The following is a 23,783-nucleotide window of genomic DNA, read 5'->3' as shown; positions in this document are numbered from 1 at the left end:
TGAAGGCCATCTCCGGATGGCCTTTTTTTCTGCCCGCGAAAAAGGGCATCGCGCGCATTCCTACGCTCACATCATCGTATGGACCACGTCATTGCTTCGTGGACGCCGCTTGTATGGATGAGCACCTGCCTCGTAGTCTCGAATCTCGTACTCCCATGCACTTTCATGAAAAGGAAATGACCATGTTTGCGCATAACAAGCGATTGCAATATACGGTAAGGGTCGCCGGACCTAACCCGGGCTTAGCCAATTTGATGCTCGAACAATTCGGTGGACCACAGGGCGAGCTGGCCGCCGCCTGTCGTTATTTCACCCAGGCCCTGGCTGAAGAAGATCCCGGCCGCAAGGACATGCTGATGGATATTGCCACCGAGGAGCTGAGTCACCTGGAAGTGATCGGCAACATCGTGGTGATGCTCAACAAGGGCGCCAAGGGCAAGCTGGCCGAAGGGGTGGAGGAAGAAGGACTGCTCTACAAGGACATCACCGCAGCCGGTAACGATAGCCATGTCACCCAGCTCTTGTATGGCGGCGGCGCACCGTTGGTCAATTCGGCAGGCGTGCCGTGGACCTCGGCCTATGTCGACACCATCGGTGAGCCGACGGCGGATTTGCGATCCAACATTGCGGCCGAGGCGCGGGCCAAGATCGTCTACGAGCGGCTCATCAACCTGACCGACGATGCGGGCGTGCGCGAAGCGCTGGGCTTTCTGATGACGCGCGAGATCGCTCACCAGAAGTCGTTCGAAAAGGCGCTGTATTCAATCAAGCCTAACTTTCCGCCGGGGAAGGCGCCAGGGGATCCACGCTTCGCCAACGTGTATTTCAATCTTTCACGCGGGCCGGGCGATACCACCGGACCATGGAATGACGGCGAGCAATGGGATCGTCGGGACAACGATGAAGCACTGGTGCCGGTGGACGGTGGCGCCGGCGACGCTCAGGTGGAACTTAGTGCCGAGCAGCAATCGCTGCTCGACCAGTTGGCCGCCCGTACCGCCTCGGCGCAGGATGGCGATCCCCTGACCGGGGCCGAGATCGGCTCGGTCGACGCCGACGGCGGCAAGAAGTCCAAAAAGAATTGATTTTTTAACCTTTGGAGTTGATGCATGCAAGGAAGAACCAGCAAGTGGCCGTGGAAAGCGGTAAGCGCAGTTTTTATCGTCGTGTTGATCGTGTCTTTTGCGATGTGGTGATACGGGCGATGCGTGACAAGCAAAAATGGCCTGGTGCATGATTGCACCAGGCCATTTTTTTTGATCGCGGCAGGCGATTGTTACTGCACGCCGGCGGTCCGGGCAAGCCGGTCAAAGTCCCGGTTCAGCTGGTCGAGCGAGTCCGCAATATGGGCCCGGCGCGACTTGATCCATGCCTCCTGCTGACTGACCCGTTCGCTGGCCTGGCGTAGCATACGGTCCATCTCAGGCGGTTGCGGTCCGCCTGCGGTGGCGCGATTGCGAACGATCGCGACCGGATCGAGCGTGCTGCGAAACTCCTGCTCGGACATTTGCAGGACTGGCGCAAAGTCTGTTCCCTGAACGGCTTGCGCATAGATACGCTGCGCATCTGCATACGGGAAATCAAGTGGCTTGATGTCGTGCGCCTTGGCATATTCGACCACTTCCGAGGCGAAGTGATGGCCTACCCTAAACGGTAACTTGTACTTGCGCATCAACACATCGGCCAGTTCCTGCGAAGCCGTCCAGTCGCTGTTGAGCTCTTCGAGCGAACGCTTGGGGTCGATCACCAGGGCCGCGAGGATGCGCTCCCAATTCTTGAGTACGCCGGTCGCGGCATGCACCATGGCGCTGTTGGCCTTGACCTCTTTAGGGTCGCTCATGCCGGGCGGAATGTTATGCGCCTGCAGCGCCACGCCCAGCCCCAGGTTGAACGCCGTGGTCGCATCGCGACGGGTGCTGTTGAGCAGGCCGGGGTTGCGTTTCTGGGGCATGGCGCTCGATACGTAGGTATTGTCGCCACCTTCCTGCAGCAGAATCCACGGTCGCGGTTGCGCATACTGCGTCATCACATCCTGAATGAATGCGCCCGCATGCAAGGCAATCGATGACACTACCTGGCCGGCCTCGACCGGCTCGTCCACTGACGACAGCTGCGAGGCATCGTAGGCATTGTCGACGGTGGCCGCGAAGCCCAGATAATCCGCCATGCGCTGGCGATTGAGGGGCCAGCTGCTGCCGTTGAGGACGGTGGTGCCCATCGATGAGCGGTCGATGCGCGCATAGGTCTGGCGGATGCGCTCGGCATCGCGGTCCAGGGCCGCAGCAAAGCCCAGCAGATAGTGGCCATAGCTGTTGGGTTGCGCCGCCACGCCGTTGGTGTAGTTGGGCACGATGGTGTCGCGCTGACGCGCCGCTTGCCTGACCAGCGCGGCGGTGGTTTTGTTGAGCTGCTCGGCCAGCGCCAGCATGTCGTCGCGCAGGATCGCGGAGCGCATCGTGGCCAGCATGTCCTGACTCGAACGTCCCGCATGCAGCAGGGTGATCTGCGGGCCGGCGGCCTGGATCAGCAATGGCTCGAAGGTGATGACATTGGTCGGGCGTCTGGCGCCCGGCTGCTCGGCGTCGGCCAGCACCTTGCGGATGCCCTTGACCACCAATGGCGTCAGCGACTTGTCGAGCAGGCCTTCGTCGGTGTTGATGACGGCCGATGCCTTGTTGATTTCGCCCAGCCAGAAGAATTCGTCATGGCGCGGTTGCTGGGCGGTGGCCGGCGCGGTGGCGCAGGCGAGGGTGGCAGCTAGCACGGCGGCTAGCCCCAATCGGGAGCGGTTGATAAGCATGATGGATGTGGCGGCCTGTAACGGGTTGGCGAATGAATGTCTCTTTTTTTACTTGCCGTTAAAGCATAACAAAAGATGCGCTGCCGCTGCCCGTTTCATGCCGGGGTGGGTGTCCCGATCACCGTCAGGGCTGCGGTCACCAGCGGGTTGACCCGGGTGCGGTTCCAGGCCACGGTTGCGGTGGTGACCATGATCTTTTCTTTCAGCGGCTTCAACAGCACACTCTGTGGCGCCATCTTTCGCATGCTGGCCGGCACCAGCGCCACCCCTTGCCCACAACCGACGAAAGCGATCTGGGCCGTGATCGAGCGTACTTCATGCAAGGTGCGCGGGCTGAAGCCATGGATGCCGCAGGTTGCCATCAGGTGGTCAAAGTAAAGCGGGCTGTAGCGCCGTTCGAACATCACGAACTCTTCGTCATTGAGCGCGCTCAGAGGAATGCGTGTCCTGGCTGCCAGCGGGTGATGCCGGTGCAGGGCCACGCACAGGGCGCTCTCCTGCAATGCGATGCGGCCGATCCTGTCGTTGGGCGGGCCTTCGAGGCGGGCGAAAGCGAGATCGATCTCGCCTGCCTCCAGCGCAGGGACCGCCTCGACGCTATCGATTTCGTGCACGCTGATGGCCAGTCCGGGCGTCTTCTTTTTCAGGGCCTCGACGATAGGAGGGAGCACGTCGAACATGGCAGAACTGACGGCGCCGATAGTAAGTACGCCGGTCCGGCCGCGTACCGCTTCATCGACCGCGCGCTCCACTTGCCCCATCTGCTGCACCAGCCGCTGGACCGCCGGCAGGATCGCGGCCCCGATCGGGGTCAGTCGGGTGCCTTGGCGCGAGCGCTCGAACAACGTCACCTTGAGCGCCTGCTCGAGTACCTTGATCTGCTCGGTCAGCGGTGGTTGCGACATCCCCAATCTCTTGGCGGCGCGACCGAAATGCTGCTCTTCGGCGACCACCGAGAACATCCAGAGCTGCTTCATCAGTCGGAAATTGATCATCGTGTCCTTGATAGGTTTTTAGTATCACGATGCAATTTTATTCGGAATTTACAGAACAGAAGCCATCATCGACATTAGCGTCCTCTTGTCCACAACGTTCGCACGATGATTTCTTCCAACGCAATGTTCGACTGGCCCGCCATCGTCGCGGTGTGCTCGGCCAGCCTGGTCGGCGTGGCCATTCCCGGCGCCAATTTCGTCGCGATCGCCAATCGCGCGTTGCGCTGTTCGCGGTTGCAGGCGCTTAGCATGTCGTGCGGGTTTGCGGTGGTCAACAGCCTGTGGGCGACGATCGGCATACTGGGCGTCGGCACGCTCGTCGTGCACCACGCCTGGCTGGGCCAGCTGCTGCAGGTGCTGGGGTGCGGCTATCTGATCTGGTTCGGCACCAGGTTGCTGGTGCGGCCAGTACCGGCGCCGCAACAGGGCGCACCGCACGTGAACCGCAAGAGCGCCTTTCGCGAAGGGCTGGCGCTCAATATCACCAACCCCAAGTCGCTGCTGTATTACTGCGCCTTCCTGTCCAGCCTGGCGCCGGCGGCGGCCAGCGGGCCGACCGTGGCGCTCATGGTGCTGGCGGTGGGGGCTTGTGCGGTCGTCTGGTATAGCAGTCTGGGATGGCTGCTATCGATGCCATCCATCGCGGCGCGATTCGGACGGCATCTGGGCAAGATCAATGTTGCTTGCGGTGCATTGCTGATCGCCACCGGTCTGTTTGAATTGATGAACCGGTAATCGACCTCCGCGTCCCTCAGCGAAAAGCCGCCCAGGCGATGAACACCGAGAACATGGCGATGGCGACCGAGCCCAGCCGTTGCACCTTGCGCGGGCTGACGAAGCGCAGGCGTTCGTGGCCCAGCGCATGTCCCAGGCTGATCCACAAGGTGCCGATCGGCACCAGCAGCAACGTGAAGGACGTCATCGAGACGGCGTAGAGGTGCGGCGTCTCGAACGCGTGCGGGGGAAAAATCACCAGCGCAAACAGCAGGCCCTTCGGGTTCAGCAACGTGGCCATCAACAACATGCGTGGCGTGATGGTGCGTTGTTGCCCGCTGTGCAGCAGCCTGGCGTCGCGCCAGACCTTGACGGCGGTATAGGCCAGGTAGCAGGCGCTGGCGATGCGCACCAGCGTGGCGACCCAGGGATGCTGCGCCTGCAATGGCGCCAGCAGCAGGCCCCACACCGAGATCGAGATGAAGTAGCCGGCAAATTCAAACAGCAGCAGCGGCAGCGCGCGGCGCCAGCCCAGCCCGAGGCCGGCCACGGCCAGCAGGGTATTGGTCGGTCCCGGGGTGATCAGGATCAGCGCCACGCTGAGCAGGAAGATGAGAAACGGCGAGTCGAAGGTCATGGGTGCTCAGGCGGCGCGCGTGCCCAGAATCTGCATGGCGTCGAGATGACTCAGGCGCGCCCACTCTTCGCCGCCGCGCCCGATGATGGAGTCCGGTTGCGGGTTATCCGAAAGATCGAGGATGTCGGTTTCGCTGGCCTGGAACTGGTCGTCGAAGCGAAATACCTTGATCACCGGGCGCGTCAGGTCGCGGGTGTTCTGGCTCACCACGAAGCCCGAACGGCCCGAGGCCAGCTTGACGATCGAGCCGACCGGATAGATGCCGAGCGTCTTGACGAAGGCCAGGAACAGCGGGCGATCGAAGTGGCCGCTCCAGGAGGCCATGGTCGAGATCGCCTCGGCCGGGTCCCAGCCCTGCTTGTAGGGGCGGTCGGAGGTGATGGCGTCATATACGTCGCAGATCGCGGCCATGCGCGAATACAAGGCAATCGAGCCGCCGCGCTGGCCGTCGGGATAGCCGTTGCCGTCGGTCTTCTCGTGATGGTGCAGGCACACTTCGCGCGCATATTCGGGCACGCCCGGGTCCTGGCTCAGATACTTGTAGCCCAACTCGGGATGCTTGCGCACGACGGCGAACTCATCGTCGGTCAGGCGGCCGGGCTTGTTGAGGATGTCGTGCGGGATGAAGGCCTTGCCGATGTCATGCAGGAATCCGCCCAGCCCGGCCTCGCGACAGGCGGTCTCGTCCATGCCGAGGGTACGGCCCAGCGCCACCATCAGCGCGCACACCGCCATCGAATGCAGATAGGTATATTCGTCGGCCAGTTTCAGGCGCGCCACCGACAGCAATGTATTAGGACTTTGCACCACCGAGTCGGCGATCTCCTCGACCAGCGAAGCACATCGTTCCATGTCCATGGCGCGCCCCATGCGCGCCTCTGAAAACATGGCCTTGGTCGCCTTCTTGGCCGTTTCGCACAGCAACTGCGCTTCGCGCACGGCCGGATCGAGCACGATTTCGGGCGTGGCTTCAGGCGCCGGCTCAGGGGCCGCTTCCGGCTCGGGCGCGAGCGCCGGCTCGGCGCGGACATCGAGACCACGCTCGATATCGATCCAGCAATGGCTGATGCCGCTATCGCGCGCCTGTTTCAGCTCGGACGGATTCTTCAGCAGGAACTTGTTCTTCCAGAAAGGATGGTCCAGCCAGGCGGCCTCGAAGCCACAGAAGTACATTCCGAGGACCAGGTCCTCCACTTTTATTTTCTTCAGCATGCTCGCCCACTTCTTTCCGGCGCGCCGGGAAAAAGTTGTTCTTGTTTCAACGAAGGGAATAAAGTTTGCGAAAGTCTGCAAAACGCCGACCCAACCCGGACGTCCGACAATCATCTCATACGATCCGGTCAATGTGAACGATAGGCAACAATGCGGTTGCGACAATTATCCCGCGGCGCTAACATTTGGCGCGGAGATGGCATACCTCCCCGAACCGCCGCGCGTTGCGGCTGATGATGCCTACGGTGACCTGATTCCAGGGCTGTAGGCGTGCGTCAAGCGTTCTGCTCCTGGCCGGGTCGTGTTAAACCCTGATGATCCGGAACCCATGAAATCTAATTATCTGGTCGAAGCGCTGCGCTTGCTGCTGCATGTCGGCAAATGGTGCAGCATCGCGCTGGCAGTGGCTTTGCTGGCCGGCACCGCTTCGGCATTCTTCCTGTTTGCACTTGATGTCGTGACCCGTTGGCGCCAGACCTGGCCCTGGCTGATCGCGTTGCTGCCGCTGGCAGGCTTCGCGGTGGGCTGGCTTTACCTGCGCCTGGGGCAAAGCGTGGAGGGCGGCAACAACCTGTTGATCGACGAGATTCACGACCCGCGCCGGGTGGTGCCGCTGCGCATGGCGCCGCTGGTGCTGCTGGGAACGGTGGCGTCGCACCTGTTCGGCGCTTCGGTCGGGCGCGAGGGCACTGCCGTGCAGATGGGCGGGGCGTTGGCCGATCAACTGACTCACCTGTTGCGACTGGCGCCGGTGGATCGTCGCATCTTGCTGATGGCGGGCATCAGCGCCGGTTTTTCATCGGTCTTCGGCACCCCTGTGGCGGGCGCCATCTTCGGTCTGGAAGTGCTGGCCATCGGGCGCCTGCGCTATGACGCCATCCTGCCGTGCTTCGTGGCCGCGATTGCCGCCGATCAGGTGGGACAAGCCTGGGGCGTCCACCATACGCACTACGCGGTTGCCGCCTGGGCGCCGTTGGCGTTGTGGAGCGCGGCGGCGGTCTTGCTGGCCGGCATCGTCTTCGGCCTGGCGGGACGGGTCTTTGCGGTGGCCACCCATGCCTTGTCCGGTTTCATGAAGCGCCGGGTCGCCTATGCGCCGCTGCGGCCCGCCATCGGCGGCGTGGTGGTTGCGCTGGCGGTGCTGGCGCTGGGATCGCAGCGTTATATCGGCCTCGGCATCGAGGTCATCATCGAAGCCTTCCAGCAACCGCTCGCGCCGTGGGACTGGCTGGCCAAGAGCGTATTTACCGTGGTGTCGCTGGGCAGTGGTTTCAAGGGCGGCGAGGTGACGCCGCTGTTCTATATCGGCGCCACGCTGGGCAACGCCATGGCGCCGGTGCTGCAGATGCCTTATTCGATGCTGGCGGCGGTGGGGTTTGTCGCGGTGTTCGCCGGCGCGGCCAATACGCCGCTGGCCTCGATCATCATGGCCATCGAGTTGTTCGGCCCGCAGATCGGGCCGTTTGCCGCGCTGGCCTGTGTGAGCAGTTATTTATTTTCCGGCCACGCCGGCATCTACCGTGCGCAGCGCGTGGCGCAGCACAAGCACCGCGGCCCGGCCGCCAGGGACGACGGGCCGCAGCACTGACGATCAGGCTTCCTTGAGGTTGGGCAACATCACGGTCAGCACGCCTGCAAGCGGCAGGAAAGCGCACAGTCCATAGACCCAGGCAATGCCGTACAGGTCGGCCAGGTGACCCAGGTAGGCGGCAGCGATGCCGCCGAAGCCGAACATCAGGCCGAAGAACACGCCGGCGATCAGGCCCACCTTGCCAGGCACCAATTCCTGGGCGTACACCACGATGGCCGAGAAGGCCGACGAAATGACCAGGCCGATGATGACCGACAGCACGCCCGTCCAGAACAGGCCGACATGCGGCAGCAGCAAGGCGAACGGCGCGGCGCCCAGGATCGAGATCCAAATCACCAGCTTGCGTCCGATACGGTCGCCGATGGGGCCGCCGACGAAGGTGCCGACCGCCACCGCGCCCAGGAACAGGAACAGGTACAGCTGCGAGCTGGCCACCGACAGGTTGAAGCGATCGATCAGGTAGAACGTGAAGTAACTGGTGAAGCTGGCCATGTAAAAGTACTTGGAAAACACCAGCAGGGCCAGCACCACCAGCGCCCGCCGCACCGTGGCCGGCGACAGCGAATGTTGCGCCAGTACGCGGGCTCGTCCACGGGTTGCCGCCAGGTGGCCGCGATACCAGCCGGATACCCGCGATAACACGAAGATCGACAGCAATCCCAGCAGCACGAACCAGGCCACGTTGCCCTGCCCATACGGCACCACGATGGCGGCCGCGAGCAGCGGCCCGAAGGCCTGGCCGGTATTGCCGCCCACCTGGAAGGTCGATTGCGCCAGGCCATAGCGGCCACCCGAGGCCATGCGTGCGATGCGCGAGGCTTCAGGGTGGAAGGTCGACGAACCGACGCCGATCAGCGCCGCCGCCACCAGGAACGCCGGAAAGCTCCCGGCCCATGCCAGCAGCAGGATCCCGAGCACGGTCATGACCGCGCCGCTGGGCAACAGCCAGGGTTGCGGGTGGCGGTCGGTATACATGCCGATCCAGGGTTGCAGCAGCGATGCGGTGATCTGGAAAGTCAGCGTGATCAGGCCCACCTGCGTGAAGCTGAGGTGATAGTTGGCCTTGAGCATCGGATAGATCGAGGGCAGCAGCGCCTGGATCATGTCGTTGATCAGGTGGGCGCCGCCGACGGCCAGGATGATGCTCATCACCAGCGGGTGTGCAGTATTGGATGGCGCCACGGGCGTGGCAGCGTTTGCTGCGAGCGCGGAAGTCTCTGTGGTCATGACAGACAGGGTGGGTTGAACAGGCAATGAATGTATCATTGGCATCTAATCCACCATGCGCCAAGTTTTGTCGATTAAATGCCAAAACCGATTCCGCCCACCATCCGTTTTGTTAGTCCCAGCAAGAGCGTGGAAGCCTTGCAGTCGTCCGCCTCGCCGGTGGCGGCGTTTGCCCGCGAGCTGGAGTATCGCGATTGGCTCACCGCCCATTCGCATGAGCGGGGGCAATTGTTATATGCAGTCGAAGGGGTGATGCAGGTGCGCACCTCCCAGGGCGTGTGGATCGTGCCGCCGTTGCGCGCCCTGTGGGTGCCGCCCAATGTGGCGCACGCCATTCGCATGCTGACCCGGGTCAGCATGCGCACGCTCTACATCGATCCGGCCCGGGCGCCGGCATTGGGCGAGCGCTGTCGCCTGCTGGAAGTGAGCGTGTTGCTGCGCGAGTTGATCCTGGCGTTGCTGCAGGAACCGGTCGACTACGCGCCCGACAGTCGCGGTGGTCATGTGGGCGCGTTGATCCTGTCGGAGCTGGCGCGGGCGCCTGCGATCCCGGTCGAGATTCCATGGCCCAACGACCGCCGGCTGGTGGCCATTTGCGAAGCTATTCTTGAGGACCCGGGGCGCCAGTTTGCCTTGGCCGACTGGGCCGGCCTGGCCGGCGCCAGCGAACGTACCGTGATCCGCTTGTTTCCGCGTGAGACCGGCTTGCAGTTCCGGCACTGGGTGCAGCAGGTGCACCTGAGCGAAGCGTTGGTCAGGTTGTCGCGCGGGGACCCGGTCGGCGTCGTGGCGCAGGCGCTCGGCTACAAGAGCCAGAGCGCTTTTTCCAACATGTTTCGTCGCGCGCTCAACCAGGCGCCCAATCGCTACCTGCAGCGCGAAGAGAAATTGCGGGTAGGCCCGGGGCAGCGATCCATTCAATAGTGGATCTGGACGATCTTGGGCCCGCGCCGCGCCGCGGGTGGCGTGGTCGATCCGCCTTGTGCCGTGCGCGCCCCGGGCCCGGCCTCTCGCCCGGGGTTTTCCGGGTCGCGGTCGAGATAGTAGGGGTCGGCCGCAGGGTCGATGGCGATCGCCGAGCCCAGCACGTTGCTCGCCCGTTCATTGCTCACGCCCTGGGCTGCGGAACATACCTGGAAAAAGTCGGCGCTGCCTTCGCTGAAGTCGATGCGGCATTTTTCGGCCACCGTCACGGTGATGGCCAGCACCCCCGAATTGGCCGCCAGCGCCGATGCAGCAGGCCACCCGCCAATCATGGCGGCGCAGATCAAGAATATTTTTTTGCTCATGTTGATTCCTCCCTTGAGCCAAATGTATTCCTCAGCCTGCGCCTAGCAAAATCGGGGAAATCCTGAGCGTTTCAGGGCAATGTTCGCGACTAGCGAGAAGTTGTGAGGATGGTAAAGCTGACAAATAACTGAACGCTCGTACTTTACGGGGGAAGCCATCTTCCATCGGCACTTTACGGTCATTTTTAGTGCATTTTTTTGTGAGTTTTGGTGAGGTATTTATTTGTTGGCGATGTGGCATTTGATCCACGATGACTCGTGTTTGAAATGCCGCGATACAGCCCGTATTGTCGATGTGCGAGGACAATGCCCTTACGCTCGCAAAAATACCGCGTGACTGACCGGTGCCCTACGGCAAGTGTAAAGATCGCCGGCACGCGACCGTAATGAAGTCATGAACACCCGACCTGGGGTACGCCATGACCATCGAAACGGATATCGCAGTGGCAACGCGCGATGCGTTGTCGCTCTTCACTTCTCACGCAGCAAGCGCGGCCGATAGCGACGCCGAGCCAGCCGCGGTCGCGTCCGACGACGGCATAAGCCTGTCGCTGTCGGTGCAGGGGCGGTTGCTGGCGGCATTGGACAGTACGGCACAAGGGGCAGAAGTGGCGGCCGTCGAGATCGCCGACAGGGCCGATAAGATGGCCATCCCACGCCTGACGCTCTACGCCATCGAGGCGCGCTTGCTGGCCGCGCGTACCGGTGCCGAAGCGATTGCCCGCGCCGACCGCGAATTGCCCCCGTCAAGCGACCCTGATCGGCTGCGCCAGGCGGCACAGGCGACCGAATCGCTCTATGGCCGTGCACCCAATCCATTTGCCAGCCTCGGTCGTAGCGCGCTATCGGCCATCGTCTACGACGAGAGCGGCGCCTATACCGCCAATGAGCGATTTGCCGCCGCCAGCCAGCGCGCCGAACTCGATCGGGCCTTCTGGCAACCGGTGTTTCAGCGCGCCCTCGGCAGTGGCGACTGGCGCGGCGTGATCGAGGCCGGCTTGTCGTTCTATGCCAGCCTCTCGCCGCTGGAGCAAAGCGCTTACCCCGCCAATTATGTTCAACTGATGCAGCAATACCTGGCGCTGGACAGTATCGGCAACCCCGCCAAGATGCCGCCTGCGCAGCAGGTCGAACTGGCCAACTGGCTGCAGGCGCTGGTGTTGCCCTCCGGCCCGTTGGCGCTGAGTGGCGCGCTGGCGTTGCCCAGGCTGTCGCTGTCGGCCAGCACCTGGTTGGCGATGGGCCCGCGCCTGGTCGAATTGCTGCCGCTGTCGTCAATGGCGACAGCGGCCGAAGAGACTAACTATCAGGTCTTGCTGCAGCGGGTCTTCGGCGCGGCAAGTCGCGATGATGAACCGGCCGTGGCGCGCCGCCTGGTCCAGTCGGCGACGGCGCGCGAGTTTCTGTCACTGGCCGATCGGCGTTACCTGGCCGACGCCTACGGCTATGCCGCCGCCAATGGCCTGGCGTTGGATGAGGTCGATCTGCTGGCGGGCAGCCTGGCGCGCTATCGCCTGGCGCGCGCCGGCGGGGCGCTAAGGTTTGCCGGCGCCAACCGCTCCGAGGCGGCACGCATGACCAGCGCCGAGATGGCCATGGCGCAGCGCATGCTGGGTAGCAGCGCCGCGCGCGAGACCCGGCTCGATCACGGCTTCCTGGCGTGGCTGCTCAATCCTGATGGCGGCTGGCACCAGGCGCAAGCCGCCGGCGAAATCAACCTGACGTCGCTGCAGCGGCTGCTGGCCGGCCTGGCCGATGTCGATCCGATGCAAAGCGCGGGTGCGCAAGATACGCTGGAGAGCGACTACCGTTATGCGCTCTATCGCATCAACCTGCTGCAGATGGCGCAGGGCGTGGCCGCCCAGTCGGCGCCGCTGCCGGGCGACCAGGCGCAGGTGCTGGGCGCGCAACTGGCGGCATTGGTGGCCAGCGACAGCGACGATCCCGGTTTGCTGGGCAACATGCTGGCGATGCTGCGCATGTACCGTGCCGCGTTCAACATGAGCGCGGCAGAACAGCGCATCCTGAGCGAGCTGGTGTATGCCAGCATGCGCCGCAAGCGGGCCCGTCCACGCCGGCAACGCCTGCTGCTGGCATGGGCCGCACGTAGTCCGTTGATGCCATCGACGTCGACTTGAGTCAGGGCAGGTTCTCGCGCAGGATCACGCTGATGCGCACCGCTTCCACGCCGGCCAGTGCATCGCGTCGGGCGCGCAGGTTGCCGAAGATGCGCACGCAATTCATCACCATGTTCTGTGGATGCTGGGTCAGCACCGCATCGAGCGTGCCGTCGATCAGCAGGCCGCGCGTGTCGGGCGTAAGCCCGTGGCCGATGAATACCACTTTCTGGTCGCGGCCGGTTTCCTTCAAGGCCCGGCCCACGCCATCCGACGCGCCCCCGATGTTGTACATGCCGGCCAGGTCCGGATACTGGTCGAGCAGGGTGCGCGCCTGCTTGTAGTTGGTGTCGGCATCATCGTGGCCTTCGCGCAAGCCGACCACCTGCACCTGCGGGCACATTTCTTCCAGCGCATGCTGGAACCCCATCTCGCGTTCCTCGTGTCCCCGGTAGCTGAGGCTGCCGGCAATCATGGCTATCTTGGCCGGCGCGCGCCCGGCGCCGGGGTTGACCACGTCGCGCCCCAGGAAGCGTGCCAGCAGATAACCTGCGGTGCGTCCTGCGGCACGGTTGTCCATTCCCACATAGGCGGCCCGGCGCGAGTTGGACAGGTCCGAGATCAGCGTGACCACCTGCACCCCTTCGGCGACCAGCGTATTGACCGCTTCGCGCACCAGCGGATGCTCCAGCGCCATGAAAGCCACGCCATCGGCCAGGCGCCCGTAGTGCAGCAGGCGTTGCGCCAGCACATGCGGATTGAAGCCTTCGATATGGTGATAGCGGCAGCGCACATTGAAAGGCGCCAGCTGCTCTTCGGCAAAGCCGATATAGTCGCCCAGCATCTGCATGTAGCGGTTGCTGCGCGGCGGCAGCAGGAAAACCAGCTGCATCGGGCGCGGCTGCATCGCCTTGTAGAGATCGGCTTCGGGCAGGTAGTCGAGTTCGGCTGCCGCCCGCATTACCTTCTGCATCGTGGCGCTACGCACGCCGGGGCGCTGGTTCAGCACCCGGTCGACGGTGGCGGTGGAGACGCCGGCGGCGGCGGCAATGTCGGCTACGCGGGCATGGGCGCGGGCACCGGCGCGGGAGGTGATCTTGTCGGGCATCGGGGCTTTCGTTGTCCAGCTTGATTACATCAAAAACCATCAAAAAACTGCTTTGACCGCCTTGATCCTGAGGCGATACTCTTCGCCTTGCCCCGATCTGATTGGGTTTTTGCGTGCGTGGTGTGTGCAAAGTCTAAATCAAATCAAATCAAAAAACATCATCAAACGGGCCCAGCGCAGATGGCCGACGGTCACTGCGACCATAAGATCAATCTCGAGGAGACAACCATGAGCAACTCTGCCGAAGACTTTCGTTCCAGCCGTCGCGGCTTCCTGAAGACGGCCTCGGTGGCGTCTGCCGCGATGGCCACCGGGTTGTATGGCAGTAGTGCGCATGCCGCCGAATTCACCTTGAAGTACGGCAACAACCTGCCGATGACGCACCCCATGAATGTGCGCGCCAAGGAAATGTCGGAAAAGATCGCCGCCGAATCGAAGGGGCGGGTCGACTTGCAGGTGTATTCCAACGGTCAGCTCGGCACCGACACCGACATGCTGTCGCAGGTGCGCTCGGGCGCCATCGATTTCTTTACCATCTCGCCCGAAGTGCTGGGCACGCTGGTGTCGGCCGGGCAGTTGAGCGGCGTCGGCTTTGCCTTCAAGGATTACAGCCAGGTATGGGCTGCCATGGACGGCGACCTGGGCGCGTTGGTGCGTCGCGAACTGGCAGCCAAGACCTCGCTGTTCGCCTTCGAGAAATGCTGGGACAACGGCTATCGCCAGGTCACCACCAGCACCCGCGCCATCACCAAACCGGAAGACTTCAAGGGCATGAAGCTGCGGGTCCCGCCCAGCCCGCTGGCGACTTCCCTGTTCCGGGGCTTCGATGCCTCGCCCACCAGCATCAACTTCGCCGAGGTCTATTCGGCGTTGCAGACCAAGATCGTGGAAGGCCAGGAAAACCCGCTGGCGGTGATCGCCACCGTCAAGTTCTACGAAGTGCAGAAGTTCTGTTCGATGACCAACCACGTCTGGAGCGGTTTTTGGTTCATGGGTAACAAGAAGTCATTCGAACGGCTGCCCAAGGACCTGCAGGAAATCGTTACCCGCAACATCAATGAAGCGGGCGTGAAGCAACGGGTCGACGTCAAGGCGCTCAACGAATCGCTGGTGGCCGACATGAAGGCCAAGGGGCTGCAATTCAATAACATCGACAACGATGCCTTCCGCGCCAAGCTGCGCAGCGCCGGCTTCTATACCGAATGGCACAAGAAGTTCGGCGACGAAGCCTGGGCTACCCTCGAGAAGTACACCGGCAAGCTAGCCTGATCGGAGCACACCATGGAAGTCGCCATGAACGAAGCCCTGCATGTCCAGGGCCGGGACGGCGCACGCCATCACCATCCGGTGGCGCGCGCACTGATCGCATTGAACCGGGTCCTGATGCAGGGCGTGGGCGCCGCAGCGGCGGCATTGGTGGTAGCCGAAACGGTGGTGCTGCTGACCGGCGTGATCTATCGCTATGCCTTGCACGATCCCTTGATCTGGTCCGACGAACTGGCCTCGATCCTGTTCATCTGGCTGTCGATGCTGGGGGCGGTGCTGGCGCTGGATCGCGGTGAGCACATGCGCCTGACCGCCATCGTCGGCAAGCTCTCCGAAAAGGCCCGCGTGTGGTGCGAGACGGTGGCCGCGCTGGTGGTATGCATCTTCGTGCTGATGGTGATCCACCCGGCGCTGGACCATGCCATCGAACAGATGGCCATCACCACGCCGGCCCTGGAGTTGCCTGACGGCCTGCGGGCGGCGGCGCTGCCGGTCGGCGCCATATTGATGCTGCTGGCGGCGGTCTCGCGCATGGCGGCCGTGACCACGTTGCGACAACTGGTGTCGGCGCTGCTGGTGGTGGCGCTGATCGCCGGCGGCCTGTGGCTGGCCAGGCCGGTCCTGCTGGCCATGGGCAACTACAACCTGATCGTGTTCTTCGTGGCGTTGATCGGGGTATGCGTGGCAGGTGGCATTCCCATCGCGTTTGCCTTCGGTACCGCCACCATGGCGTACCTGGCACTGGCCACCAATGCCCCGCTGTCGATCGTGGTCAGTCGCATGGACGAGGGCATGTCCAGCCTGATCCTGCTGTCGGTGCCGCTGTTCGTGCTGCTGGGTTCGCTGCTGGAGATGAGCGGGCTGGCCAAGACCCTGATCGATTTCATGGCGTCGCTGCTGGGCCACGTGCGGGGCGGCTTGCAATATGTGCTGCTGGGCGCGATGTTCCTGGTGTCCGGTATTTCCGGCTCGAAGGCGGCCGACATGGCGGCCATTGCGCCGGCCCTGTTCCCAGAGATGAAGAAGCGCGGTTCCAAGCCTGAAGAGCTGGTGGCGTTGCTGTCTTCATCCGGCGCCATGACCGAAACGATTCCACCGAGCCTGGTGCTGATCACCATCGGCGCGGTCTGTAGCGTGTCGATCACGGCGTTGTTCATCGGCGGCCTGATGCCGGCGGCCATCGCCACCATCGCCATCGCCGCCGTGTGCTGGATGCGCGCGCGCCGCGAACCGATGCCGGACGTCAAGCGGGCGCCGCTGTCGCTGATCATGAAGACCCTGATCGCGGCGATTCCTGCGCTGGCGCTGCCGATGCTGATCCGGGTGGCGGTCATCGAAGGCGTGGCCACCGCGACCGAAGTGGCGACCATCGGCGTGGCCTATACCATCGTGGTGGGACTGGTGATGCACCTGTTCATGAAGCACCTCGACTTCAAGCGCCTGTATCCGATGCTGATCGAAGCGGCGGCGCTGTCGGGCGCGATCCTGCTGATCATCGGCATGGCCACGTCGATGGCCTGGGCGCTGACGCAGTCGGGCTTCTCGGCCAAGCTGGTGTCGCTGATGCAGGGCGTGCCGGGCGGTGGTGTCGGTTTCCTGCTGATCACGATTGTCATCTTCATCGTGCTGGGCAGTCTGCTGGAAGGGATTCCCGCCATCGTGCTGTTCGGGCCGCTGCTGTTCCCGGTCGCCCGTTCGCTGGGCGTGCACGACGTGCACTACGCGATGGTGGTGATCCTGGCGATGGGCATTGGCCTTTTCGCACCACCGTTCGGGGTCGGCTTCTATGCCGCCTGCGCCATCGGCAAGGTGTCGCCGGACCGGGTCTTCAATCGTGTCTGGAGTTATCTCGCGGCGTTGGTGGTGGCGCTGCTGGTAGTGGCCTTCGTGCCGTGGATCTCGATTGGCTTTCTTTGATTAGCCGGCAGACCCTGAACTGAATAATCTAACAACCAAGGAATAACAATGAGCCGCTTTCTCGGAGAGATCAAGCAACTGGGCTACGTGGTCGATGACATTGAAGCCGCGATGAAATACTGGACCGAGGTCCTGGGCGTGGGTCCGTTCTACTACATGGAGCGGGTGCCGCTGAAGAACTATCGTTACAAGGGGAACGCCTATGAACCGCATAACTCGGTGGCGCTGGCCAATTCGGGCAATGTGCAGGTCGAGCTGATCCAGGCGCGCGGCGACACGCCGTCGATGTATCGCGACTTCATCGCCAAAAGCCGTAGCGGCTTGCAACACGTAGCCTATTGGACCGAACACTTCGACCGTGACCTGCAACTGCTGCTGGATCGCGGCTGGAAGGTCGGCATGAGCGGAGAGGTGGGCGAACGCGGCCGCTTCGTCTACTTCGAGACCGAATACCATCCCGGCACCGTGATCGAGCTGTCGGAAGTGGCCGGGCCCAAGGGCAAGGTCTTTCGCATCATCCGCGAGTCGTCCGAGAACTGGGATGGCAGCGATCCGGTGCGCGCTTTCCCTGACCTGAGCAAGCTGTGATCATGGGCCCCGCACAATTGCCGGCCGACGGCAGCCGCTTCATCGCCGACTACCTGATCGAGACCCCGCTGGAGCCGGCCCGCGTGGCCGAGGTGATGGCCGGCGAGCAGTCGTGCGGCACCTTCGTGCGCGTCGAGGGCGAGACCGACCAGTTGCGCGAACGCGCCCGCGCCGTGGTGGTGGGCATCGAAGAACTGGAGCAGGTCGCCGCGCCCAGCCTGCCCAACGCCTGGCAGCAACGCCAGAAGATCGGTGGCCCGTATCGCCGTGCGCGGATTCGTATTTCCTTCCCGGTGGAAAACGTCGGCCCCAACCTGCCGACGCTGGCCGCCACCGTGGCCGGCAACCTGTTCGACCTGGGCGAGGTGACCGGGCTGCGACTGCTGGACGTCAAGCTGCCAGCAGCCTATCGGCGCCAGTTCGATCTGCCGCGCCAGGCCATCGCGGGCACCCGCAAGCTTGCCGGCGTACCCGCGGCGCCGTTGCTGGGCACCATCATCAAGCCCAACGTCGGGCTGTCGGCCGACGAGACTGCGGACCTGGTGGGGCGACTGTGCGAGGCCGGCGTCGACTTCATCAAGGATGATGAAGTCTGTGCCAATCCCAGCCATGCGCCCTTGAAGCAGCGGGTGCAGGCGGTGATGCGCCGGGTGCGCGCCTACCAGGACAAGAGCGGGCGGCGCGTCATGGTCGCCTTCAACATCACCGATGATCTCGACGCCATGCGCCGTCATGCCGAACTGGTGGAGCAGGAGGGCGGCAGCTGCGTGATGGTGGGCTTGAACTGGTGCGGCTTTTCGGCGGTGCAGAGCTTGCGGCGCAGCACCGCGCTGGCGTTGCACGGACATCGCAATGGTTTCGGCATGATGTCGCGCGAGCCATTGCTGGGCATGTCGTTCGCGGCCTATCAGGCCATGTGGCGCCTGGCCGGCGTCGATCACCTGCATGTGCACGGCCTCAATGGCAAGTTTTCGGAATTCAACGACGAGGTGGTCGAGGCGGCCCGTGCGGTGCTCACGCCCATGGCCGGCGACGATGCGGTGATGCCGGTGTTTTCCAACGGCCAGTGGGCCGGCACCGTGCGCCCGACCTTCGATGCGATCAATAGCAGTGATGTGATCTTCCTGTCGGGCGGCGGCATCCTGGCGCATCCGGATGGCGCTGGCGCCGGCGTGGCCAGCCTGCGCCAGGCCTGGGATGCGGCGCGGGCCGGCATCGCCCTGGAAGACTACGCCAAGGATGCGCCCGAGCTGCAGCGCGCCATTGCCTTCTACGGCAACAAGCTCAAGTGAGGTGATGTGAGCGCGTCATTTATCGATGGCCACCCCAGGCTGGCCTTCTACGGCGACGACTTCACCGGCGCCACCGATACCCTGGCCACGGCCACGCGGGCGGGTTTGCGCAGCCTGTTATTTTTGCGGGTGCCGGATGCGGCGCAATTGCGGGCGGCCGGGCCGCTCGATTGCATCGGTATCGCCGGGGCGGCGCGCTCCATGGACGGTGAACAGATGCGGGCCGAACTGACGCCGGTAGCGCGTTTCTTCGCGTCGCTCCAGGTGCCGGTGACGCATTACAAGATTTGCTCGACCTTCGATAGCGGAGTGCAGATCGGCAATATCGGCGCTGCCCTCCGAATCTGGCGCGAGACCATTGATAACCCGTTCGTGCCGATGGTGGGCGGGCAGCCCAACCTGCGCCGCTTCTGCCTGTTCAGTCATCTGTTTGCCGCCGAGAAAGCCGGTGGCGAAGTGGTGCGCATCGACCGTCATCCCACCATGCGTTGCCATCCGGTGACGCCCATGGATGAATCGGATCTGCGCAAGCACCTGGCGCGCCAGGGCTTGACGGTGCAGGCAGTGCATTACCCCCAGTATCTTGACCCTGCCGCGCTCGATGACCAGATCGATGCATTGTCCGCCTCGCGCCCTGATGCCGTGTTGTTCGATGTCAGCGGCGAGGCTGACCTGCCCGTCATCGGCGGGCTCATCTGGGCGCGCGCGCAGCGGCAGCGTGTGCTGGCCGTCGGCGCCAGCAGCGTGGTGCAGGCGCTGGCGGCGTGGTGGCAGCTGGATGCACCGCATCGGGACCAGGCGAACCACATCGCGCCGGCGCGAGGGCCGGTGCTGGTGCTGGCCGGCAGCCTGTCGCCGATCACGGCGCAGCAGATCGGCGCGGCGCATTCCTACGACCAGATTCTGCTCGATCCGCAGCGACTGATCGAACACGATCAGTCCTATCTGCAGGCCACCGTCGCGCGTATCGCCGATGGCTTGCGCCAGGGGCGTCACATGCTGGCATGCACCGCGCCGCATCAGGGCGAACGACAATTGTTATCGGCCAGCGGCGCATCGCAGCAACTGGCGCATGCCTGTGGCGAACTGCTGCGTCGCTTGCTGCAGGCGGTGCCATTGACGCGGGTGGGCGTGGCGGGAGGGGACACGTCCAGTCATGCATTGAAGGCGCTCGATATCTGGGGGCTGTCCTATATCGGCAACCTGTCGGCCGGGGTGGCGCTGTGTCGCGCGCATGCCGACCTGCCGCAACTCGACGGGGTGGAGTTGATGCTGAAGGGCGGGCAGATGGGGGGGAGTGATCTGTTCGAGTTGCTGGTGCGCGGGGTTTGACCGTAAAAAAATCCCCGGCTGTCGGCCGGGGATTTTTTCGCCGGTAGTCGTCAGGCCATTGCCGCCTGTGCACTGTCACCAGTGTCAATGCGGAGATGACGGCGATACGACACGGCGCCGACCAATAACAGGCCAACGAGCATCATGACGTATGTTTCAGCTTCCGGGACCGCTGGGAGGATTCCGTAGGGCGTAACTGTCATCGATTTGATCGATAGAGAGGCCGAATAAGAGGAAATCGGGTCGATTCCGTTCCATATTACGGCGAAAACGATCTGTGTCGTGTTCGATGGCAGTTTGACGGTATAGCTGCCTGGCTGGGTTAGAAAGGACAGACCATACTGTACGTTTGTTTCCGTGTTGTAGCGAAGGGTGACCGGATCGTAATAATAGGGCAAGGCCAGGATTCGACTTCCAGGGGCGAGTGAAGTGACGTCCAACTTCACCTGGTTGATGTGATAGTCCGCCTTAGGGCTCGCTATGCCATAGCCCATGATGGAGCCCGTGCTGGCACCGATTCCATATTTCAGGTCTGCGGCGTACACATTGTTAGCGTAATTGAGCGATGTCCAGAGCAGTGTCTGATTCTGCCGCTCGATGAGTCCCCTGATGCCCGGGATGCTCAATGTTCCGTCGCCGGAAAAAGTAATGGTTTGAGGCTGCGGCGCTGCTTCGGCTTGCGTGGCGCAAGTCAGGGTGAGGAAAGCAAAAAAACTAATAAAAAGTTTACTGCGGATAGTGCTGATCGACATCGTTTCCCCTTGTTTGAATTCTGATTGAGATATTGAGATGCTCTTTTTGGCGCAGGGGAAAGATATCAAAAAATTAGGCGTGGAAGAGCATCATGTAAAGAATAAATTTACATTCTGACGATGCATGTTGATGCCGGGAAAGTTAGTGCGCTGGCCACGCTCGCTGCAGTATCGATTCCATCGCCGTGGGCGAGGTTGAGTCCAGCGTACCGAATATCCGTTCGCCGTCGCGCTCGCCGCGACTGCCCAGGAATGCATCGGCCGCGGTGGCCGGTGCATGCTGCAGCATCAGCATTGCCTGTAAGGCCAGCACCAGTTGCTGCACCAGCCGGCGCGCATGCCCTTCGCGTTGCTCGGCCGGTATCGACAGCGTCAGCTTGAATTCATGCATCTGCCTGGCTAGCATCGGGTGTTCTGTTGCCGCCTGGTCAAGCTGTTCCAGCAGCAGGATGAACCCCTGCGCTTCGCGCTCGATGGCCCGCAGCACATCCAGGCACATCACGTTGCCCGAGCCTTCCCAGATCGAATTGACGGGCGCTTCGCGATAGAGGCGCGCCATGGGGCCGGTTTCGACATAGCCGTTGCCGCCCCAGACTTCCATGCATTCACCGGTAAATTCCAGCGCGCGCTTGCAGATCCAGAACTTGGCCGCCGGTGTGACGATGCGTTTCCATGCTCGCTCCAGCGGATCGTCGGGGGCGTCGAAGGCATGCGCCAGGCGCAGCATGAGCTGGGTGGCGGCTTCGCTTTCCAGCGCCAGGTCGGCCAGCACGTTGCGCATCAATGCGTGCTCGGCCAGATGACGACCGAAGGCGCTGCGATGGCGCGCATGGTGGATCGCCTGCACCAGCGCCTGGCGCATCAGGGCCGCGCTTCCGATGACGCAGTCCAGGCGGGTGTGGTTGGCCATCTCGATGATGGTGGCGATGCCGCGCCCCTCGTCGCCGATCATCAGCCCCCAGGCTTCGTCGAACTCGACTTCGGCGCTGGCATTGGAGCGGTTGCCCAGCTTGTCCTTGAGGCGCTGGATGTGAATCGGATTCTTGCCGCCATCGGGCAACCAGCGAGGTACGAAAAAGCACGACAGCCCCTGCTCGCTGCGCGCCAGCATCAGGTGGGCGTCGCACATTGGCGCCGAGAAAAACCATTTGTGACCCGACAACAGGTACGCCGCGCCACGCCCGGCTGCGGCCACCGCGATGGCCGTCGAGGCATTGCTGCGCACGTCGGAGCCGCCCTGCTTTTCGGTCATGCCCATGCCGATCAGTGCCGAGCGCTTGAGATGCAACGGCAGGTCGCGGCCGTCGTGCTCGCGCGCGAACAGGCGGCTCTGCAGTTGCGCGAACAGTTCGGGTTCTTGCTGCAGTACCGGTATCGCGGCGAAGGTCATGGTGTTAGGGCACAACGAGCCCGCTTCGACCTGGCCGTGCAGGTAGACGCCTGCGGCACGGGCGACGTGCGCGCCATCGCCCGGTTGCATCCAGGGCAACGCATGCAGTCCGGCGCGGCGCAACAGTTCCAGCAGCGCATGCCAGGCCGGATGGAATTGCACGGCGTCGATCCGGTGCCCGGTGCGGTCGTGGCTCAGCAGTTCGGGCGGGTACCGATTGGCCAGCTCGGCCAGCTGCTGCACCTCGGCACTGCCCAGCTCGGCGCCTTGCGCCTGCAGCATCGCGGCATGCCATCCGGCGCCATGGTGGCGCACGCCCTCCTGCAGGGCGAGGTCGCCCTGGTAGAGGTTGATCTCAGCCAGTGGCGCGACCTGGTTGCTTACGTCGTGGGTCTGCATGCATGTCTCCTTCGTGGCGACGTCGTCGAAAATGCGTCGCCATCTGCGGCCGGGGTGCTTCAATCCTAGTGTAGGCCAATTCGTTTAAATGGATTGGCTATATCCTTATAAGCATCTTGTTGGGTTGGGTGGCCGGCACATGCTATTGAGTCATATTAAAATGCTTGTTTCGACCATAGAGCGATCTCTCGAGGATTGCGCAAGGGAATCCAGGCCAAATGTCTTATCCGACTATCGAATCGACCATCGGCAATACCCCGCTGATCCAGCTGCCGCGCATCGGCGGCGAAGAGGCCAAACGCCGCAATAACATCATCCTGGGCAAGCTGGAGGGCAATAACCCGGCAGGTTCGGTCAAGGACCGCGCGGCCTATTCGATGATCACCCGCGCCGAGGCGCGCGGCCAGATCAAGCCCGGCGATACGCTGATCGAAGCCACCAGCGGCAACACCGGCATTGCGCTGGCGATGGTGGCGGCGATGCGCGGCTACAAGATGGTGCTGCTGATGCCGGAAAACCTGTCGGAAGAGCGTCGCCAGAGCATGGCTGCGTACGGCGCCAGGATCGTGCTCACGCCCAAGAGCGGCGGGATGGAATATGCCCGTGACCTGGCCGAGCAGATGCAGAAGGAAGGGCAGGGGCTGATCCTGGACCAGTTCGCCAACCCGGACAATCCACTGGCGCACTACGAGACCACCGGTCCCGAAATCTGGCGCGACACCAAGGGCGGCATTACCCACTTCGTCAGCGCCATGGGTACCACCGGCACCATCATGGGGGTCGCGCAATACCTCAAGGAGCAAAGCGCGGCAGTGCAGATCGTCGGCGCCCAGCCGGAAGACGGCTCATCGATTCCCGGCATTCGCAAATGGCCCGAAGCCTACCTGCCGAAGATTTTCGATCGCTCGCGGGTGGACCTGACCGAGTCGGTCAGCCAGGCCGATGCCGAAAACATGGCCCGCAAGCTGGCGGTCACCGAAGGGCTGTTCTGCGGCATCTCGGCCGCCGGCGCCTGCGAAGTGGCGGTGCGCCTGGCGCATCAGGTCGAGAACGCCACCATCGTCTTCATCGTCTGCGATCGCGGCGACCGCTATCTCTCGACCGGGGTGTTCCCGGCATAACCAATGACAAGGCCGCGCCGGCATTGCTGCTGGCGC

The 23,783-nt window shown here is 63.2% G+C and carries 20 protein-coding genes and 1 riboswitch; of the genes, 11 read left to right on the top strand and 9 right to left on the bottom strand.

Features of this window, described 5'->3' with window-relative positions:
- Positions 1–182: 182 nt before the first annotated feature.
- Positions 183–1,085, top strand: coding sequence for a manganese catalase family protein (locus tag LBW87_RS13120; protein ID WP_225201933.1), 903 nt, complete (start codon positions 183–185; stop codon positions 1,083–1,085).
- A 191-nt stretch (positions 1,086–1,276) separates the two neighbouring features.
- Here the strand turns inward: LBW87_RS13120 and LBW87_RS13115 are convergent, their stop codons facing one another.
- Positions 1,277–2,800, bottom strand: coding sequence for a lyase family protein (locus LBW87_RS13115; RefSeq protein ID WP_225201932.1), 1,524 nt, complete (start codon positions 2,798–2,800; stop codon positions 1,277–1,279).
- A 95-nt stretch (positions 2,801–2,895) separates the two neighbouring features.
- On the bottom strand, positions 2,896–3,795 hold the full coding sequence (locus LBW87_RS13110) for a LysR substrate-binding domain-containing protein (RefSeq protein WP_225201931.1): 900 nt from the start codon (positions 3,793–3,795) through the stop codon (positions 2,896–2,898).
- Positions 3,796–3,900: 105 nt separating this feature from the next.
- On the opposite strand from LBW87_RS13110, the gene LBW87_RS13105 reads away from it, so the two are divergent.
- Positions 3,901–4,530: a LysE family translocator gene (locus LBW87_RS13105; RefSeq protein ID WP_225201930.1), complete on the top strand. Its 630-nt coding sequence runs from the start codon at positions 3,901–3,903 to the stop codon at positions 4,528–4,530.
- Positions 4,531–4,546: 16 nt separating this feature from the next.
- Here the strand turns inward: LBW87_RS13105 and LBW87_RS13100 are convergent, their stop codons facing one another.
- Positions 4,547–5,146: a LysE family translocator gene (locus LBW87_RS13100; RefSeq protein ID WP_225201929.1), complete on the bottom strand. Its 600-nt coding sequence runs from the start codon at positions 5,144–5,146 to the stop codon at positions 4,547–4,549.
- Between the two features lie 6 nt (positions 5,147–5,152).
- On the bottom strand, positions 5,153–6,358 hold the full coding sequence (locus LBW87_RS13095; RefSeq protein WP_225201928.1) for an HD-GYP domain-containing protein: 1,206 nt from the start codon (positions 6,356–6,358) through the stop codon (positions 5,153–5,155).
- Between the two features lie 183 nt (positions 6,359–6,541).
- Positions 6,542–6,608: riboswitch (Fluoride riboswitch) on the top strand.
- A 78-nt stretch (positions 6,609–6,686) separates the two neighbouring features.
- On the opposite strand from LBW87_RS13095, the gene LBW87_RS13090 reads away from it, so the two are divergent.
- Positions 6,687–7,946 carry a voltage-gated chloride channel family protein gene (locus tag LBW87_RS13090; RefSeq protein WP_225201927.1) on the top strand — a complete coding sequence of 420 codons (1,260 nt, stop codon included), beginning with the start codon at positions 6,687–6,689 and terminating at the stop codon, positions 7,944–7,946.
- Between the two features lie 3 nt (positions 7,947–7,949).
- Here LBW87_RS13090 and LBW87_RS13085 read toward each other — a convergent pair whose 3' ends face one another.
- Positions 7,950–9,176, bottom strand: coding sequence for an MFS transporter (locus LBW87_RS13085; RefSeq protein WP_225201926.1), 1,227 nt, complete (start codon positions 9,174–9,176; stop codon positions 7,950–7,952).
- A gap of 78 nt (positions 9,177–9,254) precedes the next feature.
- Between LBW87_RS13085 and LBW87_RS13080 the strand changes: the two genes are divergently transcribed.
- Positions 9,255–10,100: an AraC family transcriptional regulator gene (locus LBW87_RS13080; RefSeq protein ID WP_225201924.1), complete on the top strand. Its 846-nt coding sequence runs from the start codon at positions 9,255–9,257 to the stop codon at positions 10,098–10,100.
- Here the strand turns inward: LBW87_RS13080 and LBW87_RS13075 are convergent.
- Positions 10,094–10,465, bottom strand: a complete 372-nt coding sequence (locus LBW87_RS13075) for a hypothetical protein (protein WP_225201923.1) — start codon at positions 10,463–10,465, stop codon at positions 10,094–10,096. The two genes, LBW87_RS13080 and LBW87_RS13075, sit on opposite strands and share 7 nt — an antisense overlap.
- A 419-nt stretch (positions 10,466–10,884) precedes the next feature.
- Here LBW87_RS13075 and LBW87_RS13070 point away from each other — a divergent pair, with 419 nt between their 5' ends.
- Positions 10,885–12,603: a hypothetical protein gene (locus tag LBW87_RS13070; RefSeq protein WP_225201922.1), complete on the top strand. Its 1,719-nt coding sequence runs from the start codon at positions 10,885–10,887 to the stop codon at positions 12,601–12,603.
- Between the two features lies 1 nt (position 12,604).
- Here the strand turns inward: LBW87_RS13070 and LBW87_RS13065 are convergent, their stop codons facing one another.
- Complete coding sequence (locus LBW87_RS13065; RefSeq protein ID WP_225201921.1) at positions 12,605–13,690, bottom strand: LacI family DNA-binding transcriptional regulator; 1,086 nt, start codon at positions 13,688–13,690, stop codon at positions 12,605–12,607.
- Between the two features lie 228 nt (positions 13,691–13,918).
- Between LBW87_RS13065 and LBW87_RS13060 the strand changes: the two genes are divergently transcribed.
- The 5 genes from LBW87_RS13060 to LBW87_RS13040 are packed head-to-tail and all read left to right on the top strand — an operon-like array spanning position 13,919 to position 20,085.
- Positions 13,919–14,959, top strand: coding sequence for a TRAP transporter substrate-binding protein (locus LBW87_RS13060; RefSeq protein ID WP_225201920.1), 1,041 nt, complete (start codon positions 13,919–13,921; stop codon positions 14,957–14,959).
- Between the two features lie 24 nt (positions 14,960–14,983).
- The gene (locus LBW87_RS13055; protein ID WP_225201919.1) at positions 14,984–16,873 is read left to right on the top strand and encodes a TRAP transporter large permease subunit; all 1,890 of its coding nucleotides are present in this window, start codon (positions 14,984–14,986) and stop codon (positions 16,871–16,873) included.
- A gap of 48 nt (positions 16,874–16,921) precedes the next feature.
- A complete protein-coding gene (locus LBW87_RS13050; protein WP_225201918.1) occupies positions 16,922–17,461 on the top strand; it encodes a VOC family protein in 540 nt (179 codons plus the stop codon).
- A gap of 2 nt (positions 17,462–17,463) precedes the next feature.
- Positions 17,464–18,753, top strand: a complete 1,290-nt coding sequence (locus LBW87_RS13045) for a ribulose-bisphosphate carboxylase large subunit family protein (protein ID WP_225201917.1) — start codon at positions 17,464–17,466, stop codon at positions 18,751–18,753.
- Positions 18,754–18,759: 6 nt separating this feature from the next.
- Positions 18,760–20,085: a four-carbon acid sugar kinase family protein gene (locus LBW87_RS13040; RefSeq protein WP_225201916.1), complete on the top strand. Its 1,326-nt coding sequence runs from the start codon at positions 18,760–18,762 to the stop codon at positions 20,083–20,085.
- 50 nt (positions 20,086–20,135) lie between these two features.
- Here the strand turns inward: LBW87_RS13040 and LBW87_RS13035 are convergent, their stop codons facing one another.
- Positions 20,136–20,837: a PEP-CTERM sorting domain-containing protein gene (locus tag LBW87_RS13035; protein WP_225201915.1), complete on the bottom strand. Its 702-nt coding sequence runs from the start codon at positions 20,835–20,837 to the stop codon at positions 20,136–20,138.
- Positions 20,838–20,979: 142 nt separating this feature from the next.
- Positions 20,980–22,626, bottom strand: a complete 1,647-nt coding sequence (locus LBW87_RS13030) for an isovaleryl-CoA dehydrogenase (protein ID WP_225201914.1) — start codon at positions 22,624–22,626, stop codon at positions 20,980–20,982.
- Positions 22,627–22,844: 218 nt separating this feature from the next.
- Here LBW87_RS13030 and cysM point away from each other — a divergent pair, with 218 nt between their 5' ends.
- Complete coding sequence (gene cysM / locus LBW87_RS13025) at positions 22,845–23,747, top strand: cysteine synthase CysM (protein ID WP_225201913.1); 903 nt, start codon at positions 22,845–22,847, stop codon at positions 23,745–23,747.
- Positions 23,748–23,783: the final 36 nt, after the last annotated feature.

Origin of the sequence: Herbaspirillum sp. alder98, from assembly GCF_020179755.1 — a bacterium.
Lineage (GTDB): Bacteria > Pseudomonadota > Gammaproteobacteria > Burkholderiales > Burkholderiaceae_D > Herbaspirillum.
The sequence above is the reverse complement of the archived record's forward strand: the minus strand, read 5'-3'. Positions and strand labels throughout refer to the sequence as shown.

Excerpts from the sequence above, each read along its gene's own strand:
- LBW87_RS13120 (WP_225201933.1), top strand. The coding sequence starts at position 183 with ATGTTTGCGCATAACAAGCGATTGCAATATACGGTAAGGGTCGCCGGA.
- LBW87_RS13115 (WP_225201932.1), bottom strand. The coding sequence starts at position 2,800 with ATGCTTATCAACCGCTCCCGATTGGGGCTAGCCGCCGTGCTAGCTGCC.
- LBW87_RS13110 (WP_225201931.1), bottom strand. The coding sequence starts at position 3,795 with ATGATCAATTTCCGACTGATGAAGCAGCTCTGGATGTTCTCGGTGGTC.
- LBW87_RS13105 (WP_225201930.1), top strand. The coding sequence starts at position 3,901 with ATGATTTCTTCCAACGCAATGTTCGACTGGCCCGCCATCGTCGCGGTG.
- LBW87_RS13100 (WP_225201929.1), bottom strand. The coding sequence starts at position 5,146 with ATGACCTTCGACTCGCCGTTTCTCATCTTCCTGCTCAGCGTGGCGCTG.
- LBW87_RS13095 (WP_225201928.1), bottom strand. The coding sequence starts at position 6,358 with ATGCTGAAGAAAATAAAAGTGGAGGACCTGGTCCTCGGAATGTACTTC.
- LBW87_RS13090 (WP_225201927.1), top strand. The coding sequence starts at position 6,687 with ATGAAATCTAATTATCTGGTCGAAGCGCTGCGCTTGCTGCTGCATGTC.
- LBW87_RS13085 (WP_225201926.1), bottom strand. The coding sequence starts at position 9,176 with ATGACCACAGAGACTTCCGCGCTCGCAGCAAACGCTGCCACGCCCGTG.
- LBW87_RS13080 (WP_225201924.1), top strand. The coding sequence starts at position 9,255 with ATGCCAAAACCGATTCCGCCCACCATCCGTTTTGTTAGTCCCAGCAAG.
- LBW87_RS13075 (WP_225201923.1), bottom strand. The coding sequence starts at position 10,465 with ATGAGCAAAAAAATATTCTTGATCTGCGCCGCCATGATTGGCGGGTGG.
- LBW87_RS13070 (WP_225201922.1), top strand. The coding sequence starts at position 10,885 with ATGACCATCGAAACGGATATCGCAGTGGCAACGCGCGATGCGTTGTCG.
- LBW87_RS13065 (WP_225201921.1), bottom strand. The coding sequence starts at position 13,690 with ATGCCCGACAAGATCACCTCCCGCGCCGGTGCCCGCGCCCATGCCCGC.
- LBW87_RS13060 (WP_225201920.1), top strand. The coding sequence starts at position 13,919 with ATGAGCAACTCTGCCGAAGACTTTCGTTCCAGCCGTCGCGGCTTCCTG.
- LBW87_RS13055 (WP_225201919.1), top strand. The coding sequence starts at position 14,984 with ATGAACGAAGCCCTGCATGTCCAGGGCCGGGACGGCGCACGCCATCAC.
- LBW87_RS13050 (WP_225201918.1), top strand. The coding sequence starts at position 16,922 with ATGAGCCGCTTTCTCGGAGAGATCAAGCAACTGGGCTACGTGGTCGAT.
- LBW87_RS13045 (WP_225201917.1), top strand. The coding sequence starts at position 17,464 with ATGGGCCCCGCACAATTGCCGGCCGACGGCAGCCGCTTCATCGCCGAC.
- LBW87_RS13035 (WP_225201915.1), bottom strand. The coding sequence starts at position 20,837 with ATGTCGATCAGCACTATCCGCAGTAAACTTTTTATTAGTTTTTTTGCT.
- LBW87_RS13030 (WP_225201914.1), bottom strand. The coding sequence starts at position 22,626 with ATGCAGACCCACGACGTAAGCAACCAGGTCGCGCCACTGGCTGAGATC.
- cysM (WP_225201913.1), top strand. The coding sequence starts at position 22,845 with ATGTCTTATCCGACTATCGAATCGACCATCGGCAATACCCCGCTGATC.